This window comes from Microbacterium sp. APC 3901, assembly GCF_030407765.1.
In the GTDB taxonomy this organism is placed as follows: domain Bacteria; phylum Actinomycetota; class Actinomycetes; order Actinomycetales; family Microbacteriaceae; genus Microbacterium.
The window spans coordinates 10,258-26,508 of sequence record NZ_JASDCU010000002.1 but is presented as its reverse complement, the minus strand read 5'-3'; the positions used below and the strand labels follow the sequence as shown (position 1 = coordinate 26,508).

Sequence of the window (16,251 nt, the reverse complement as noted above, 5' to 3'; positions counted from 1 at the left end):
GCCCTCATGCAGCCACGACCTCGGGGGTGGGCTCCTTGCTGACCAGCGTGAGCACGTCATAGGTCGCGACGAGCTCCTCCGCCTGGTTGCGGATCACGGCATCCCAGCGCACCTCGCCGTACTCGTCGGTCTCGCGGGGGGTGATCTGCTTGGCCGTGAGTTCGACGCGGATCGTGTCACCGGGAGAGACCGGAGTGATGAACCGCAGGTTCTCGAGCCCGTAGTTCGCGAGCACCGGGCCGGGCTCGGGGTCGACGAAGAGGCCGGCCGCCCACGAGACGAGCAGGTATCCGTGCGCCACCCGTCCGGGGAAGAACGGGTTCGCCGCGGCAGCCGTCTCATCCATGTGCGCATAGAACGTGTCGCCGGTGAAGTGCGCGAACGTCTCGATGTCGGTGAGCGTCACCTCGCGGGCGGCCGAGACGATCTGGTCGCCGATGCGCAGTTCTGCGAGCGACTTGCGGAACGGGTGCCGGCCGTCGCTGCGCGCTGCGGCTCCCGCGTGCCACACCCCGGTCAGCGCGGTCAGCATCTCGGGTGAGCCCTGCACCGCGGTGCGCTGCATGTGGTGCAAAACCGCGCGGATTCCGCCCAGCTCTTCGCCACCGCCCGCTCGCCCCGGGCCGCCGTGCACGAGGTTGGGCAGCGGCGAGCCATGGCCGGTCGATGAGCGCGCATCGTCGCGGTCGAGCAACAGCATCCGTCCGTTGAAGGGCGCGATGCGTGTGGCCAGCTCCACAGCCTGCACCGGGTCGTGCGTGGCGATGCTGGTGACGAGCGATCCACCGCCTCGGGCCACGAGCGCTGCGGCGTCGGCGGTCGTGTCGTAGGTGAGCAACGACGAGACCGGACCGAATGCCTCGACCGAATGCGCCGCATCGGCCTGAGGGTCGTCGAAACGCAGCAGCAGAGGTGAGACGAACGCTCCGTCGGGAGAGAGCCCCGCGCTGCCGTCGACGAGTCGCACCTCGGGGGCATCCGTCGTCCCGACGACGATCCGTCCGCCGGCTTCTCGCAGCCTGCCCACCTGCCGCAGCACCTCGTCACGCTGGGCGGTCGAGGCGAGCGGACCCATCGTGACACCCTCGGCGCGCGGGTCGCCCAGCACGGTCTTCTCGGCGATGCGCGCCTGCACGGCGGAGATCACGGCATCCGCCGATCCGGTCGGCACGATCGCTCGGCGGATCGCCGTGCACTTCTGCCCTGCCTTGGTCGTCATCTCGGTGACGAGCTGGCGCACGTAGGCGTCGAACTCCGGCGTGCCCTCGACGGCGTCGGTGCCGAGCACCGAGGCGTTGATCGAGTCGGTCTCGGCCGTGAAACGCACCCCACCCGTCTGCACCGCAGGGTGGGCCTTGAGGCTCTCCGCCGTCGATGCGCTGCCGGTGAAGCCGACGATGTCACCCAGCCGAAGGTTCTCGAAGAGATCGGGGACGCTGCCGCTCACCAACTGCAGCGAGCCCGCGGGGAGCAGGCCCGACTCGACGAGGATGCGCACCATCGCCTCAGCCAGGTAGCCGGTGGGCGTCGCGGGCTTCACGAGCGTCGGCATGCCGGCGAGGAACGCCGGAGCGAACTTCTCGAGCGAGCCCCATACCGGGAAGTTGAACGCGTTGATCTGCACGGCCACCCCGGGAAGGGTCGTGTAGACGTGGCGGCCGAGGAACGACCCGTCCTTCGAAAGCGGCTCGACCGGGCCGTCGACGTGCACGCGGCTGTTGGGCAGCTCGCGACGGCCCTTTCCCGAGTACGAGAACAGCACCCCGACGCCGCCGTCGATGTCGACCCATGAGTCGTTCTTGGTGGCACCGGTGCGCGAGGACAGGGCGTACAGCTCGTCCTTGCGCTCCGTGAGGGCCAGAGCGAACTGCTTGAGCAGCACGGCTCGCTGGTGGAACGTGAGCGAGCCGAGGCTCTTCTGTCCCACAGAGCGAGCGTGCTCCAGCGCGCCTGCCAGGTCGAGGTCGTCGGTGGAGACGAGGGTGACGAGGTCGCCGGTGGACGCGTCACGCACCTCTGTGGATCGCCGGGGAGACGAGGGGGTCCACCACTCGCCCTGGACGTAGCTCGGCAGATACTCGGTCATCTCTCCTCGTTCCATGCGTAGAACCCTTCGCCGCTCTTGCGGCCGAGCTTTCCCTCGGCGACCATCCGTCGCAGCAGGTCCGGCGGAGCGAACCGCTCGCCGAGCGTGCGTTCCAACTCCTCCGCGATGCCGAGTCTGACGTCGAGCCCGACCACGTCGGTGGTGCGCAGCGGACCCATCGGATGCCGGTATCCGAGCGTCATCGCGGCGTCGATGTCGGTCGCAGAGGCGACACCCTCCTCGAGCATCCTGATCGCCTCGAGTCCGAGCATCACGCCGAGGCGCGAGGACGCGAACCCGGGGGAGTCGCTGACGACGATCGGCGTCTTGCCGAGGGCGTTCACCCATCCGGTCGCGCTCTCGACGACGGCCCCGTCGGTCGCCGTGCCTCGCACGATCTCGACGAGCGCAGATGCGGGCACGGGGTTGAAGAAGTGAAGGCCGAGGAATCGCGCGGGGCGCAGTCGACCCGCCGCCAGCTCGTCGATCGAGATCGACGAGGTGTTGCTCGCCAGAATCGCATGCTCGGGCATCGCCGACTCCGTGCGGGCGAGCGCGTCGTCCTTGAGTGCGCGGTCCTCGGGCACCGCTTCGATCGCGAGGTCGACCGCGGCGAACGCGCCGAGGTCGACTCCGGTCGTGAGGCGGCGAGTGATCTCGACCTCTGTCAGGGCGGGGTCGCGCTCGACGGACCGGTGGATGCTCTCGCGGATCCGCTGCAGTGCGGCATCGGCGCTCGCCGTGTCGCGCTCGACGACCGTGACACGAGAACCTGCGAGCAGGAAGGCGTGCGCTATGCCGGCGCCCATTCGCCCTCCGCCGAGCACGCCGACGGTCGCGGGTGCGTGGTCCGGGCCTTTCGTCTCGCGCCGTTCGCTCGACGACACACGGCGGGGGTCGCTCATCGGTTCTTCCTCTCGAGGAACGCCGTCATGCGGCGGTGCTTCTCCGGCGACTCGAACAGTTCGGCCTGCAGCGCGAGTTCGATCTCGGGATGCTGTGCTCTGGGGGTGCGAAGGGCTCGCTTCGTATACTGCGTCGCGAGCGGGTCGTTCGCCGCGATCCGGTCGGCGATCGCGTGCGCCACGGGCAGCAGCTCGTCGGCGGGATGCACCGACGAGATCAGGCCCGATCGGAGAGCCTCGTCGGCGTCGAGCGTGCGCCCGGTGAGCAAGAGCTCGCTTGCGCGTGCGGCGCCGACGATCTCCGGCAGGCGCCACGTCGCGCCGGCCGCCGCGATGATGCCGAGTCCGGTCTCGGGGTTGCCGATGCGCAGAGCGGGGGTGGCGATCCGGATGTCTGCGGCGTACGCGAGCTCGGCTCCACCCCCGAGCGCGAAGCCGTCGATCGCCGCGATCACCGGCATCGGCAACTCGTTGACGCGGATGAACGCCATCGCGTTGATGCCACGCCTCGCGTCAGCTGCGGTGCGATCGCGCAGCTGGGCGATGTCAGCACCGGCCGCGAACACTCCGGACGAGCCGGTGAGGATCAGGGTGCGCGGGGTGTCTTCGAGCATCGCGCACAGGCTGTGGAGCGCGTCGATCATCTCCTGGTCGATCGCGTTGCGTTTCTCGGGGCGGTCGAGCGTGGCGACCACACGGTCGTCCTGCTCCTCGATGCGCAGGGTCATGCGAGTCTTTCCACGATCATCGCGGTTCCCTGTCCGACGCCGACGCACATGGTGGCCAGACCGTAGCGAGCGTCCTCTCGCTCGAGTCGGCCCAGCAGGGTCACGATCAGACGCGAACCGCTGGAGCCGAGCGGGTGGCCGAGGGCGATCGCTCCGCCGTCGGCGTTGACGATCGCCGGGTCGAGACCGAGGCGGCGGATGCAGGCGAGCGACTGCGACGCGAAGGCCTCGTTCAACTCGACGGCCCCGAGGTCGGCGATCTGCAGACCCGCCTTCGCGAGAGCCTTCTGCGTGGCGGGCACCGGGCCGAGCCCCATGATCTCGGGAGCGAGCGCGGCCGTCGCGGACGCGACGATCCGTGCGCGGGGGCGCAAGCCGTGTCGTTCGACGGCCTCGCCGCTCGCCACGATGATCGCGGAGGCTCCGTCGTTCAGCGAGCTGGAGTTGCCGGCGGTGACGACCTCGCCACCGGCCACGACGGCGCGCAGCTTCGCGAGGGCATCGAGGGTGGTGTCGCGTCGCGGACCCTCGTCGGTGTCGACGATGCCGCGGACCGTCTCGACCCCGACGATCTCGTCGGCGAAGCGCCCCGCATCGGTCGCGGCGACGGCCCGCCGGTGGCTCTCCAGCGCGAATGCGTCGGCGTCCGCACGGCTGATGCCGTCGACGCGGGCGACCTCCTCTGCCGTCTCGGGCATCGAGAAGGTGGCCTTCTCGCGCGCAGCGAGGCGTGGGTTCGTGAAGCGCCAGCCGATCGATGTGTCGAAGGCAGCGCCGGGCTTGGCCCATGCGCGCTCCGGCTTGGCCTGCACCCAGGGCGCTCGGGTCATGGATTCGACGCCACCGGCGACGATGAGGTCGGCATCGCTCGCACGCACAGCGTTCGCGGCGAGTGCGATGGCCGACATCCCGGAGGCGCAGAGGCGGTTGACGGTCAATCCGGGGATCGAATCGGGGAGGCCCGCGAGCAGCACGGCCATCCGCGCCACATTGCGGTTGTCCTCGCCCGCCTGATTCGCGGCTCCGAGGATGACCTCGTCGATCGCCTCGGCGGGGATCCTCGATCGAATGACGGTCTCGCCCACGACGAGGGCCGCCAGATCATCGGGGCGGATGCCGGCGAGTGCGCCTCCGTAGCGCCCGACGGGGGTGCGGACCCCGTCGACAAGATAGGCCTCGGACATCGTCATCCTCTCGATCGCCCACGCTGGCGATAATTTCAGACCGATCGGTCAGGAATACGATCTCAGATCCTCGGGCGGATGGCAACTCATCGGGACTGACAGACTGGGGCCATGGTGCAGCTCGGATTCGACGCGCCGGCCCCCAAGCGCGGCCGGCCGGGTTATGACCGCGAGCAGGTGCTCGCGGTCGCCGTCAAGGTCTTCAACGAGCAGGGGTATGACGCGACCAGCGTCGCCGATCTCAGCGCGACTCTGGGCCTCACCAAATCGGCGCTGTACCACCACTTCGAATCCAAGTCGGCGATCCTCGAGCTCGCGCTCACCGACGCCCTCGACGCTCTCGAGGCCGTCGTGGACGACGCGACGGCGCGGCATGCGCTCGCCTCCGATCGTCTGCGGTCGATCATCCGCGGAGCCGTGAGGGTACTGACCGAGAAGCTCCCGTCGGTCACGCTGCTGCTGCGTGTGCGCGGCAACGGCGACGTCGAGACCTCTGCACTCGTGCGCCGTCGCGCGTTCGACCAGCGGGTGACGGCGATCGTCGCCGAGGCGCAGGCCGAGGGGCTGATCCGTGACGATGTCGACGCGGCGGTCGCGACCAGGCTCATCTTCGGCATGATCAACTCGGTCGTCGAGTGGTATCGCCCGGGCGGTCCCGTCGACCCCGATGAGCTGGGGGAGGACATCCTGCGGGTGAGCCTCGACGGGCTGCAGTCGCGCTGACGAGGCAGCGGTAGACGGACGCCGGTCGGCAGGTGGATCTTGACAACGCGGCGGTGCCCGAGGAAGTTCGACATGGACGAATAACTTTCCAATATTGCGAAAGATCGCCACCGCAGAGATCAAGGGAGATCGAACGATGAAGAAGCTCATCAACAACCCCGCCGATGTGCTGGTCGAGTCGCTGCGAGGCGTCGCCCTCGCGCATCCCGAGCTGTCGGTCGACCTGGAGACGCACGTGATCACGCGCGCGACGCCGAAGGCGCAGGGCAAGGTCGCCGTCGTCTCCGGTGGCGGGTCAGGACACGAGCCGCTGCACGGCGGATATGTGGGGGTGGGCATGCTGGACGCCGCCGTCGCCGGCGAGGTGTTCACCTCGCCGACCCCCGACCGAGTGCAGGCCGCGACCAAGGCGGTGGACCGCGGAGCCGGCGTGCTGCACATCGTCAAGAACTACACCGGTGACGTGCTGAACTTCGAGATGGCCGCGGAGCTCGCGTCGATGGAGGGCATCGAGGTCGGCACCGTGATCGTCGACGACGATGTCGCCGTGCAGGACTCTCTCTACACGGCGGGGCGTCGTGGCGTCGGGCTGACCGTGCTGCTCGAGAAGCTCGTCGGCGCGGCGGCCGAAGAGGGGCAGGATCTCGCCGCGGTCGTCGAGCTCGCGAAGCGCATCAACAGTCAGGGCCGCTCGATGGGGATGGCGCTCACGAGCTGCACGGTGCCCGCAGCGGGCAAACCCACGTTCGATCTGCCGGAGGACCAGATGGAGATCGGCATCGGCATCCACGGCGAACCCGGTCGGCATCGGGAGCCGCTGGCTCCGGCATCCGAGATCGCCCGTCAGCTCGTCGAGCCGATCCTCGCCGATCTCGATGCATCAGGACCCGCGATCGTGATGCTCAACGGCATGGGGGGATCACCGCTGATCGAGCTGTACCTGATGTACGGCGAGGTCGTGTCGCTGCTCGAGAAGGCGGGCGTGCAGATCGCCCGGAACCTGGTCGGCGACTACATCACGTCGCTCGACATGGCCGGCTGCTCGCTCACCGTGCTGAAGGCCGACGACGAGCTGCTGCGGCTGTGGGATGCCCCGGTGAACACGCCGGGACTGCGATGGGGAGCATGATGACGACGATCGACGCTGCGGCCCTCGCCGAATGGGTCCGACGGTTCCGAGACGTGATCGCCGAGAAGCGCGACTGGCTGACCGAGCTCGACTCGGCGATCGGCGACGCGGATCACGGCGCGAACATGGCCCGGGGCATGGATGCGGTCGCGGCGAAGCTCGACTCCGGTGTTCCCCAGACTGTCGACGAACTGCTCAAGACGGTCGGCATGACTCTCGTGAGCTCGGTCGGAGGGGCCAGCGGGCCGCTCTACGGCACGCTGTTCCTGCGGATGGGCATGGCGTCCGGGCCGGTGATCGAGCTGGATGCCACCGGGCTCGCAGCCTCGTTGCGTGCGGGACTCGACGGGATCGTCGCTCGAGGCAAGGCCGAAGCCGGCGACAAGACCATGTTCGATGCGATGGCGCCCGCTCTGGATGCTCTCGACGCAGCGATCGCGGGCGGGGCGGATCTCGCCGCGGCGACGGCCGCGGCTGCCGTCGCGGCAGCCGCGGGGCGCGATGCCACGGAGCCCCTGGTGGCGCGCAAGGGACGCGCGAGCTACCTCGGTGAGCGCAGCGCCGGACACATCGATCCGGGGGCGGCATCGACGACGCTGCTGTTCGAGGCGCTCGCCCTGGCCGCTGCGGAATCTTCCTGATGATCGGCATCGTCGCCGTCTCCCACAGTGCTCGACTCGCGGAGGCGGCCCTCGAGCTTGCCCTGCAGATGGTGCGGGGTGGGGGCGTGCGCGTCCTGGTGGCAGCGGGAGCGGGCACGGATGCCGACGGCACCGCCATCCTGGGAACGGATGCCGTGACGGTCGCGACCGCCATCGACGACCTGTCGGCCGACTGCGATGGCGTGCTGGTGCTGATGGACCTCGGATCGGCGGTGCTGAGCGCTGAGCTCGCGCTCGAACTGCGGACGAGTGACGTCCCTGTGCGCCTCACGCCCGCGCCGTTCGTCGAGGGGCTGCTCGCCGCGGTCGTGTCTGCGGCGGCCGGCGGATCGCTCGAGGCCGTGGCCGAGGAGGCCTCCGCCGCGCTGGGTGCGAAGACCGGACAGCTCGGCGGGCCCGACGAACCGGCATCCGTCGCCGCACCGCCATTCGCACCGCCACTCGCACCGTCACTGGCGGAGGGCCATGCGGCGACGCGCGTGGCCACCGTGCGCAACCCGCTCGGCATCCATGCTCGTCCGGCCGCGCTGATCGCCGAGGCCTCTGCGGGAACGGATGTGCGACTCACGCGCCTTCCGGACGGACCCGAGGCCGCGGCTGCCAGCCTGTCACGGCTGCTGATGCTCGGGGCCACGCAGGGCGACGAGGTGCGGCTCTCCGCGACCGGGACGGATGCCGAGGCCACCCTCGATCGACTCGTCGCGCTGTTCGACGAGGGGTTCGGCGAAGGAACCGACGTCGCATCGCCCCCGAAAGAGGCCGTGCTCACGCGATCGACGGATTCGCCGACCGCTGCGGCGCCCGTCGAGTCGGGAACCGTGCTGAGCGGTCGTGGCGTGAGCGCAGGCCGAGTCGCGGCTCAGGCCGTGATGTTGGCCGCGCCGCTCGACGAGCCCGACCCGAGCGTCACGGTCGATGCCGGTGAGCGCGAGGGCGAGGTGTCGGCCATCGAGCGGGCAGCTCTGGCGGTGGCCGATCAGCTGCGCCACCGCACAGCGAACGCGACCGGGGAGGCTCGGGCGATCCTCGATGCCTCGCGTCTGCTCGCCTCGGACCCCGAACTGGTCGCCGACGCGACGGCACTCGTGCGGTCGGAGGGACGCACCGCCGCGCGCGCCGTGTGGGAGGCGGCTGTCGCGCACGAGACGGGGCTCCGGGCTCTGGGCGGTCGGATGGCCGAGCGCGCCGCCGATATCCGCGACGTCCGAGACCGGATCATCGCCGAGCTCCTCGACCTCGAGATGCCGGGTGTCCCGGAGAGGGAGGAGCCTTTCGTGCTCGTGGCCATCGACCTCGCGCCCGCCGACACCGCCGCGCTGGGCGGCGGCAACTGCGTCGCTCTCGTGACCGAGCAGGGTGGGCCCACGTCTCATACCGCGATCATCGCCCGATCGCTCGGCATCCCCGCGGTGGTCGGCGTGGCCGGGGCGACGGGGATCGCTCCGGGTGTCGACGTGCTCGTCGACGGAGAGCGGGGCACGGTCGAGGTCGACCCGAGCAGCTCCCGGATCGCCGAGACGAAGGCAGCGGCGGTCGTCGTGCCGTTCGACGGAGCGGGGGTGCTCGCCGATGGGCGCCGGATCGCACTGCTCGCCAACGTCGGCGGTGCGGCCGAAGCGGTGACGGCCGCTGCGTCGAAGGCCGAGGGAGTGGGTCTCTTCCGCACCGAGTTCTGCTTCCTCGACCGCGTCGATGCGCCGTCGGTGGACGAGCAGGTCGAGGCGTACCGAGGCGTCCTCGCGGCGTTCCCCGGACGGAGAGTCGTCGTGCGCACGCTCGATGCGGGCAGCGACAAGCCGCTGCCGTTCGCCAATGCGGATGCCGAGGAGAATCCGGCCCTCGGAGTCCGCGGTCTGCGGGTCGCGCGGCGATCACCCGGGCTGCTCGACGATCAGCTGCGGGCCCTCGCGCTCGCGGCGGCTGCGGAGTCGGCGCTGGTCGAGGTGATGGCTCCCATGGTGGCGACCGTCGATGAGGCGCGAGACTTCGCAGACCGTGCGCGGGCTGCCGGACTCGAGAGGGTGGGCGTGATGATCGAGACGCCCTCCGCCGCACTCCTCGCCTCCGAGATGCTCGAGGTCGTCGACTTCGTCAGCATCGGGACCAATGACCTCGCCCAGTACACGCTCGCGGCGGATCGCCTGCTGGGTGAGCTGGGCGATCTGAACGATCCGTGGCAACCGGCTGTGCTGCGCCTGATCGGGCAGGCGGGTGCGGCCGGACGCCGGTGGAACCTGCCGGTGGGCGTCTGCGGAGAGGCCGCGGCCGATCCGACCCTCGCAGCAGTGCTCGTGGGCCTCGGGGTCACGTCGCTGTCGATGACGCCCCGGGCGCTGGGACGCGTCGCGGCGGCACTGGCAGCTGTCACGGTCGAGCAGTGCGAGGCCGCCGCGGAGGCTGTGTCGAGGGCCGCGACGGCGGACGATGCCCGCACCGCCGCCTCTGACGCGATCGGCTGAGAATGTAGGTTGAAGGCGGAGGCAGACATGCACATCTTCACCACGGAGCGGGCGCGCGTGATGCTCGGAGCCATCGGCATCGGGGCTCTGGTCGCGCTGACCGCCTGCGCTCCGACCCCCCAGGCCTCGTCCTCGCCGACGCCGTCGCCATCGCAGACCACTCCCGCGCCGGAGCCCTACGCCGGACCCATCGTGTTCGTCGGCGACGAACTCGGCGCCTTCGCACTCACCGCCGAGGAGATCGCGGGAATCGTGCCCGAAGCCACCGATGTCGGGGACACGTCCTCGGTGCTCGATCAGGTGTCGGACGGCGGAGGTCTCGCCGCGAGCCCCGCGATCTGCGACGCGTTCTACGCCGAGCAGTCGCTGGGAACTGTCGGAGCACGCGTCATCGAGTGGCAGGTGCCCACCGATCCCGACTACGGGTTCGGTCAACTGCTCGTCCTGCAGTTCGCCGACGAGGCCCAGGCCCAGGCGAGGATGGATCAGCTGTTGCACGCAGCCGAGCAGTGCGCGGAGTTCGTCAAGGAGTCCCCGGTGACGTTCGACGCGGTGATCCTCGACGAGAACGAGGGTGTTCGGGCCTTCGCGGGAACACTCGACGATACGGCTTCCGGCTATGACTGGCAGGCGTTCGATGCGTTCGCCGCGACCGGGAACGTGATCGTGCAGCTGTGGCAGCCCTTCACCGGCGATCGCACCTTCGACGCCGAAGCGGCCGCGCTGCTGCTGCAGACGCGTGCCGAGGAGGCACGGGCGGGCCTGATCGAGGAACTCACCGAGAATCCACCCGTCGCCGAGACCGACCCCTCCGGTGATCCCGGAACCGTATGGAGAGAGTGGCAGATCGGTGTCGGCGGTGTCGGTCCGCTGCGCCTCGGCGATTCGGTCGATGCCGCTCTCGCCGCAGCCGGAGAAGATGTGCAGGTCGTCGAACCGCAGTACGACGGCGGGCCGTGGAGGCTCGTCGCGCCTGACGACGCCGGGTCGATCCTGGTGCAGCCCGTCGAGGCGGGCGACGCGGTGCGGTCGATCACCGTGGGGAACGAGCGCAGCCTCGACGAGGCGGTGGATGACGGCTCCGCGATGCCGCATCGCGGCGACATCCGCCTCGGCGCTCCTGTGGCCGATGCGATGGCGGCCTACCCCGGGGGCACCGTGGTCGATGTCGCGTCGTCGGGCGATGACTACTACGCCGTCACGAACCGCGACGGTCAGGTCTTCCGTTTCCAGGCCGACCGCGACGTCGCCGAAGAGGGTTCGACGATCGTCGGCATCACGGTCGAGGACGCCACAGCCCGCATGCCGCTCGTCTTCGGCTGACGGCGGGCCGGTCGTTCCACCGACCGACCCGCCGCCTGGCCCTGTCAGCGGCTCCGTCAGGCGTGCAGGTCGACGCCCTTCGTCTCTTTGACCATCGACACTGCGATGAGCGAGATCACTGCCGCGACGGCGATGTAGATGCCGATCGTCCAGGCCGCCTGGAACTGATTGAGCAACGTCTCGGCGATCATCGGCGCGAAGGCTCCGCCGAGGATGGCGCCCAGCGCATACCCGATCGAGACGCCCGAGTACCGGACGTTCGCGGGGAACATCTCGGCGTAGAGGGCCGCCTGCGGACCGTAGGAGAGCCCGAGCGCGAACGTCATGACGAACAGCGCCACGAAGTACCAGAAGATGTTCGCCGTATCGATCAGGAACCACATCGGAACCGCCCAGAGCGCGAGGGCGATGTAGCCGATCTGGAACGTGCGTACCCGCCCGAGCCGATCGGACAGGTGACCGCCCCAGAGCGTGAAGATGAGCCACCCGAAGGATGCGAGCGTCGTGGCCAGCAGCACAGGAGGGCGCTCCATGCCGAGGGCCGTGACGGCGTACGTGGCGAAGAACGCGATGAGCAGGTAGCCGGCGGCGTTGTTTCCGATGAAGATGAGTGCGGTGAGCACGACCTGCTTGGTGTTCTTGCGGAACAGGCGACCCAGCGGTGCCGAGGCCTCCTGCCGACGACGGCGGAGATCCTCGAAGACGGGGCTCTCGTCGACCGCGCGCCTGATCACGTAGCCGACGGCGATCAGCACGATCGACATCAGGAACGGGATGCGCCATCCCCAGGCGAGGAACGCTTCGGGCGACATCGAGCTCGTCAGCACCCAGAGCGTCGCTGTCGCGAGGATCATGCCGATCGGAACGCCGATCTGCGGGAAGGCGCCGAAGAGTCCTCGCCGGCCCGTCGGAGCGTGCTCGACGGCCATCAGTGCCGCCCCGCCCCACTCGCCGCCGGCGGAGAACCCCTGCAGGATGCGGAGCACGATGAGCAGGATCGGAGCGGCGACGCCGATCGCCGCATACGTCGGAAGCACGCCGATCAGCGCTGTCGAGAGGCCCATCATGACGAGGGTGAAGACCAGCATCTTCTTGCGGCCCAGCTTGTCGCCGAGGTGGCCGGCGATGATCGCCCCGAGTGGGCGGAAGAGGAAGGAGATGCCGATGGTGGCGAAGGACAGGATCTGTGCGAATCCCGGATTCTCCTGGGCGATCGGAGCCAGGAAGAGCGGGGCGAGCACGAGACCGGCGGCCTGCGCGTAGATGAAGAAGTCGTACCACTCGATCGAGGTGCCGACGAGGGTGCCGGCGAGGACCCGGCGCTCCTCGTTGGGCATTCTCGTTCTCGAGGTGCGTGCGGAGACTGTTGACGTCATGCGAACTCCATTGTTCTGCGGTGGGGTAAGAGCGACGCAGTGTCACCCTGAAGCACTTACCGAATGATCGGTCAGTAATTGTCGAGAGTAGCGCACGCGGTCGCGTGGCCCAAGCACTGCGTCCGATGGAGCACGGAATTCCGAAGCGAGCGGCCCTCACACCCTCCCGAACGCACGCAGCGGATGCTCGATGAGCTCCGTCACACGGCGCAGGAAACTCGCGGCGTAGCCGCCGTCGCAGACCCGGTGATCGAACACGAGGGACAGCTGTGCGATGCGGCGGGGCACGATCTGGCCGTCGACCACCCAGGGACGCTCGATGATGCGACCGATTCCGAGGATCGCGACGTCGGGGTGATTGATGATGGCGGCTGAGCCGTCGACGCCGAGCCCGCCGTAGTTGTTCAGGGTGAACGTCGATCCGCGCAGGCGCTCCGGCGGCATCGACCCGGCGCGCACGGCGGTCGTCAGCTCGCGCAGTGCGGCGTCGAGCTGCTCGACCGTGAGGTCGTGCGCACGGGGGATGACGGGGACCATGAGCCCGCGGTCGGTGTCGGCGGCGACGCCGAGATTGACCCCGGCGAACGTGATCAGCTCCGATGCGTCCTCGCTCAGGCGCGAGGCGAGCACGGGGTGATCCTCGAGAGCGAGCAGCACGAAGCGCGCGATGAGCGCGGTGAGCGAGGGGGCCTTGCCGCCGTCCGGAGCCATGCCGGCGCGCAACGCCCACAGCTCGGTGGCATCGACGTCGACCCATACGGTCGCCTCCGGGATCTCGGAGCGACTGCGGCTGAGCTTCGCGCTCACGGCTCGGCGCAGAGCCGACAGGCGCTCGCGCGAGACCACGGCGAGGCCGTCGAGGTCATGCCCGGTCGTGCTGCGATGCTGCGCCGCTGCACCGTCGACCGCATCGTCCACGGCCGCGGCCAGAACGTCGGCGCGGGTGATCGAGCCGTCGTGTCCGGTCGGGGTGATGTCGTGCACGTCGAGCCCCAGGTCTCGCGCCAGTCGCCGGACGAGAGGTGAGCGCACGGCCACAGGGCGTCGCGGCGCGGTCTCCGCCGGAGAGACCGGCGCCGACGAGACTGGCACCGACGAGACCGGCGCCGCTCTCCGACGGCGACGGCCCGTCGTCGCTCTCTCCGAGGTGCCGTAGCCGATCAGGACGTTGCCCGACCCCGCTCGCTCCTCTTCTCGGTAGGCCTCGTGCTCTGCGGCATCCGATCTGTCCGATCCGTCCGCCTCCGACGCGGGTGCGGAGCTCGCCGCATCGGCGACCTCGAGCACCGGCGCGCCGACGTCGATCGTCTCGCCGGGCGTACCGTGCAGAGCCGACACGACGCCCGCGAACGGGGAGGGCAGCTCGACGATGCTCTTGGCGGTCTCGACTTCGGCGATCGCCTGATCGGTGACGATGGTGTCGCCGACGGAGACGAGCCACTGCACGAGTCCTGCTTCGGTCAGCCCCTCGCCGAGATCGGGAAGGCGGAACACGCGGCCGGTCAGGGCGGTCATGACTCGTCCTCCCAGTGCAGCGAGTCGATCGCGTCGAGGACGCGGTCGACATCGGGCAGATACCAGTGCTCGAGCTTGGGAGGCGCATACGGGGTGTCGAATCCGGTGACCCGCCGCACGGGAGCCTCCAGATACTCGAAGCAGCGCTCGAAGACTCGCGCCTGGATCTCGGATGCCACGCTGGCGAAACCAGGGGCTTCGGCGATCACGACTGCGCGGCCGGTCGAACGCACGGCGGCGGTCACCGTCTCGTCGTCGAACGGAGACAGCGAGCGGATGTCGATGACCTGCACACTGCGCCCCTCGGATGCCGCGACGTCGGCGGCTTCCAGAGCGAGCGGCACCGAGGCGCCGTAGGCGATCAGAGTGATGTCGGTGCCCTCGCGCGCGATCCGGGCCGTACCGATGTCGGCGATCACCGAGGTGTCGACCTCGCCCTTCGTCCAATACAGCTTCTTGGGTTCGAGGAAGATCACCGGGTCGGGCGAGGTGATCGCCGCGCGGAGCATCGAGTACGCGTCCTGCGGGGTCGACGGACTCACGACCGTGAGGCCGGGGGTGTGGGCGTAGTACGCCTCGGACGAGTCGCAGTGGTGCTCGACGCCGCCGACGCCGCCGCCGAACGGGATGCGGATCACCAGCGGCATCCGCACCCCTCCGCGCGTGCGGTTGCCGAGCTTCGCGACGTGACTGACGATCTGCTCGAACGCCGGCAGCGCGAAGGCGTCGAACTGCAGCTCGACGACGGGCCTCATGCCGTTCATCGCCATGCCCACGGCTGTGCCGACGATGCCGGATTCTGCGAGCGGAGTGTCGAAGCAGCGGTCCTCACCGAACCGTGCCGTGAGGCCGTCGGTGATCCGGAACACACCGCCGAGTGCGCCGACGTCTTCGCCGAACACCACGACCTCGGCATCGTCCTCGATCGCGTCCGCGAGGGCGAGATTCAGAGCGGCGGCCATGCTCATGGTCGAGACGGACGCGGTGCGCATGTCGACGCGGACGTCGTCGTGGGCGATGGTCATCGTGCACCTCCGGCTGTTTCGCGGGCTCGTTCGATCTCGCCGCTCAGCATCCGCCACTGCTCTTCGCGCTGCGGTGAGCGGGACCCTGTGACGAATCGGAAGAGGTCCTCGGGGTCGATGTCGGCATCCGTGTTGAGGGCCTCCCGCATCGCCGCCGCCGTCTGCTCCGCCCCGTCGGCGTACTCGGTCTCGAGCTCTTCCGTGAGTGCGCCCACGCTCGTGAGATGGGCACGCAGGCGCGCCAGCGGATCGCGGGCGACCCACGCCTGCACCTCGGCCCGCTCGCGATAGCGGGTGTCGTCGTCGGCGTTCGTGTGCGCCTGCATCCGGTAGGTGTGCGCCTCGACGAGCGTCGGTCCGCCGCCGGCGCGCGCCCGATCGACCGCGTCGCCCAGCACCGCCAGCACGGCGGCGACGTCGTTGCCGTCGACACGCTGCCCGGGCATCCCATAGCCGATGGCCTTGTGGGCGAGGGAGGGTGCCGCCGTCTGCCGACTGAGCGGCACCGAGATGGCGAACTCGTTGTTCTGCACGAAGAACACGACGGGCACGTGGAAGACGGCGGCGAAGTTCATGGCCTCGTGGAAGTCGCCCTCGCTGGTCGCGCCGTCTCCGCACAGGGCCACGACGACGGTGGTCTCTCCGCGCCTCTTGGCGGCATACGCGAAGCCGACCGCATGCAGCAGCTGCGTGGCGAGGGGAGTGGCCTGCGGGGCGACGCGGTGCGCTCGAACGTCGTACCCCGAGTGCCAGTCGCCCTTGAGCAGCACCATCGCCTCAGCCGGCGCGACGCCACGAGCGATGACCGCCACCGAGTCGCGATATGTCGGGAAGAGCCAGTCGTCATCGGCGAGAGCGAGTGCGGCGCCGATCTGACACGCCTCCTGGCCGTGCGACGACGGGTAGACCGCGAGGCGGCCCTGCCGAACGAGAGCGCTGGCCTGATCGTTGATTCGCCGTCCCTCGACGAGACCGCGATAGGCGGCGAGCAGGGCCTCGGATCGCGGGAGAGCATAGCGCTCGTCGTCGACGATTCTGCCGTCGGGGTCGATGAGCTGGACCGCCGCGTCGCGTGGGAGCAGATCTGTGTGTTGCATCCGTTCGCCCTCCTTGCCGAACCTGATGAGGACAGCATG

Annotated in this window: 13 protein-coding genes; 5 read left to right on the top strand and 8 right to left on the bottom strand. The window is 69.6% G+C overall.

Translation table 11 applies throughout. From position 1 onward, the window contains the following. Window positions 1-4: 4 nt before the first annotated feature. Genes paaZ through QMA07_RS01710 form a run of 4 tightly spaced genes read right to left on the bottom strand, consistent with a single transcriptional unit; the run spans window position 5 to window position 4,903 of the window. On the bottom strand, window positions 5-2,086 hold the full coding sequence (gene paaZ, locus QMA07_RS01725) for a phenylacetic acid degradation bifunctional protein PaaZ (RefSeq protein ID WP_290159521.1): 2,082 nt from the start codon (window positions 2,084-2,086) through the stop codon (window positions 5-7). After that, window positions 2,083-2,991 (bottom strand): 3-hydroxyacyl-CoA dehydrogenase family protein, encoded by a 909-nt coding sequence (locus QMA07_RS01720; RefSeq protein ID WP_290159519.1) that lies wholly within the window; start codon window positions 2,989-2,991, stop codon window positions 2,083-2,085. The genes paaZ and QMA07_RS01720 overlap by 4 nt, the downstream gene beginning before the upstream one ends. After that, the gene (locus QMA07_RS01715) at window positions 2,988-3,719 is read right to left on the bottom strand and encodes an enoyl-CoA hydratase/isomerase family protein (protein WP_290159518.1); all 732 of its coding nucleotides are present in this window, start codon (window positions 3,717-3,719) and stop codon (window positions 2,988-2,990) included. The genes QMA07_RS01720 and QMA07_RS01715 overlap by 4 nt, the downstream gene beginning before the upstream one ends. Then, a complete protein-coding gene (locus tag QMA07_RS01710) occupies window positions 3,716-4,903 on the bottom strand; it encodes an acetyl-CoA C-acyltransferase (protein ID WP_290159515.1) in 1,188 nt (395 codons plus the stop codon). Before QMA07_RS01710 ends, QMA07_RS01715 begins: the two co-directional genes overlap by 4 nt. 111 nt (window positions 4,904-5,014) lie before the next feature. On the opposite strand from QMA07_RS01710, the gene QMA07_RS01705 reads away from it, so the two are divergent. The 5 genes from QMA07_RS01705 (at window position 5,015) to QMA07_RS01685 (ending at window position 11,199) form a co-directional block, all read left to right on the top strand. Further along, window positions 5,015-5,626: a TetR/AcrR family transcriptional regulator gene (locus QMA07_RS01705; RefSeq protein ID WP_290159512.1), complete on the top strand. Its 612-nt coding sequence runs from the start codon at window positions 5,015-5,017 to the stop codon at window positions 5,624-5,626. Window positions 5,627-5,762: 136 nt separating this feature from the next. Beyond that, complete coding sequence (gene dhaK, locus QMA07_RS01700; protein WP_290159511.1) at window positions 5,763-6,755, top strand: dihydroxyacetone kinase subunit DhaK; 993 nt, start codon at window positions 5,763-5,765, stop codon at window positions 6,753-6,755. Beyond that, window positions 6,755-7,396, top strand: coding sequence for a dihydroxyacetone kinase subunit DhaL (gene dhaL / locus QMA07_RS01695; protein WP_290159508.1), 642 nt, complete (start codon window positions 6,755-6,757; stop codon window positions 7,394-7,396). Before dhaK ends, dhaL begins: the two co-directional genes overlap by 1 nt. Beyond that, window positions 7,396-9,876 (top strand): phosphoenolpyruvate--protein phosphotransferase, encoded by a 2,481-nt coding sequence (gene ptsP / locus QMA07_RS01690; RefSeq protein ID WP_290159506.1) that lies wholly within the window; start codon window positions 7,396-7,398, stop codon window positions 9,874-9,876. Before dhaL ends, ptsP begins: the two co-directional genes overlap by 1 nt. A 27-nt stretch (window positions 9,877-9,903) precedes the next feature. Continuing rightward, window positions 9,904-11,199 (top strand): hypothetical protein, encoded by a 1,296-nt coding sequence (locus QMA07_RS01685; RefSeq protein WP_290159504.1) that lies wholly within the window; start codon window positions 9,904-9,906, stop codon window positions 11,197-11,199. A 56-nt stretch (window positions 11,200-11,255) separates the two neighbouring features. Here the strand turns inward: QMA07_RS01685 and QMA07_RS01680 are convergent, their stop codons facing one another. From QMA07_RS01680 to pdhA, 4 genes are all read right to left on the bottom strand, one after another. Beyond that, window positions 11,256-12,536 (bottom strand): MFS transporter, encoded by a 1,281-nt coding sequence (locus QMA07_RS01680; protein ID WP_290159501.1) that lies wholly within the window; start codon window positions 12,534-12,536, stop codon window positions 11,256-11,258. A 195-nt stretch (window positions 12,537-12,731) separates the two neighbouring features. Then, window positions 12,732-14,090 carry a dihydrolipoamide acetyltransferase family protein gene (locus QMA07_RS01675; protein WP_290159499.1) on the bottom strand — a complete coding sequence of 453 codons (1,359 nt, stop codon included), beginning with the start codon at window positions 14,088-14,090 and terminating at the stop codon, window positions 12,732-12,734. Next, window positions 14,087-15,115, bottom strand: a complete 1,029-nt coding sequence (locus tag QMA07_RS01670; RefSeq protein ID WP_290159497.1) for a transketolase C-terminal domain-containing protein — start codon at window positions 15,113-15,115, stop codon at window positions 14,087-14,089. Before QMA07_RS01670 ends, QMA07_RS01675 begins: the two co-directional genes overlap by 4 nt. Beyond that, window positions 15,112-16,212: a pyruvate dehydrogenase (acetyl-transferring) E1 component subunit alpha gene (gene pdhA / locus QMA07_RS01665; protein ID WP_290159496.1), complete on the bottom strand. Its 1,101-nt coding sequence runs from the start codon at window positions 16,210-16,212 to the stop codon at window positions 15,112-15,114. Before pdhA ends, QMA07_RS01670 begins: the two co-directional genes overlap by 4 nt. Between the last annotated feature and the right edge of the window lie 39 nt (window positions 16,213-16,251).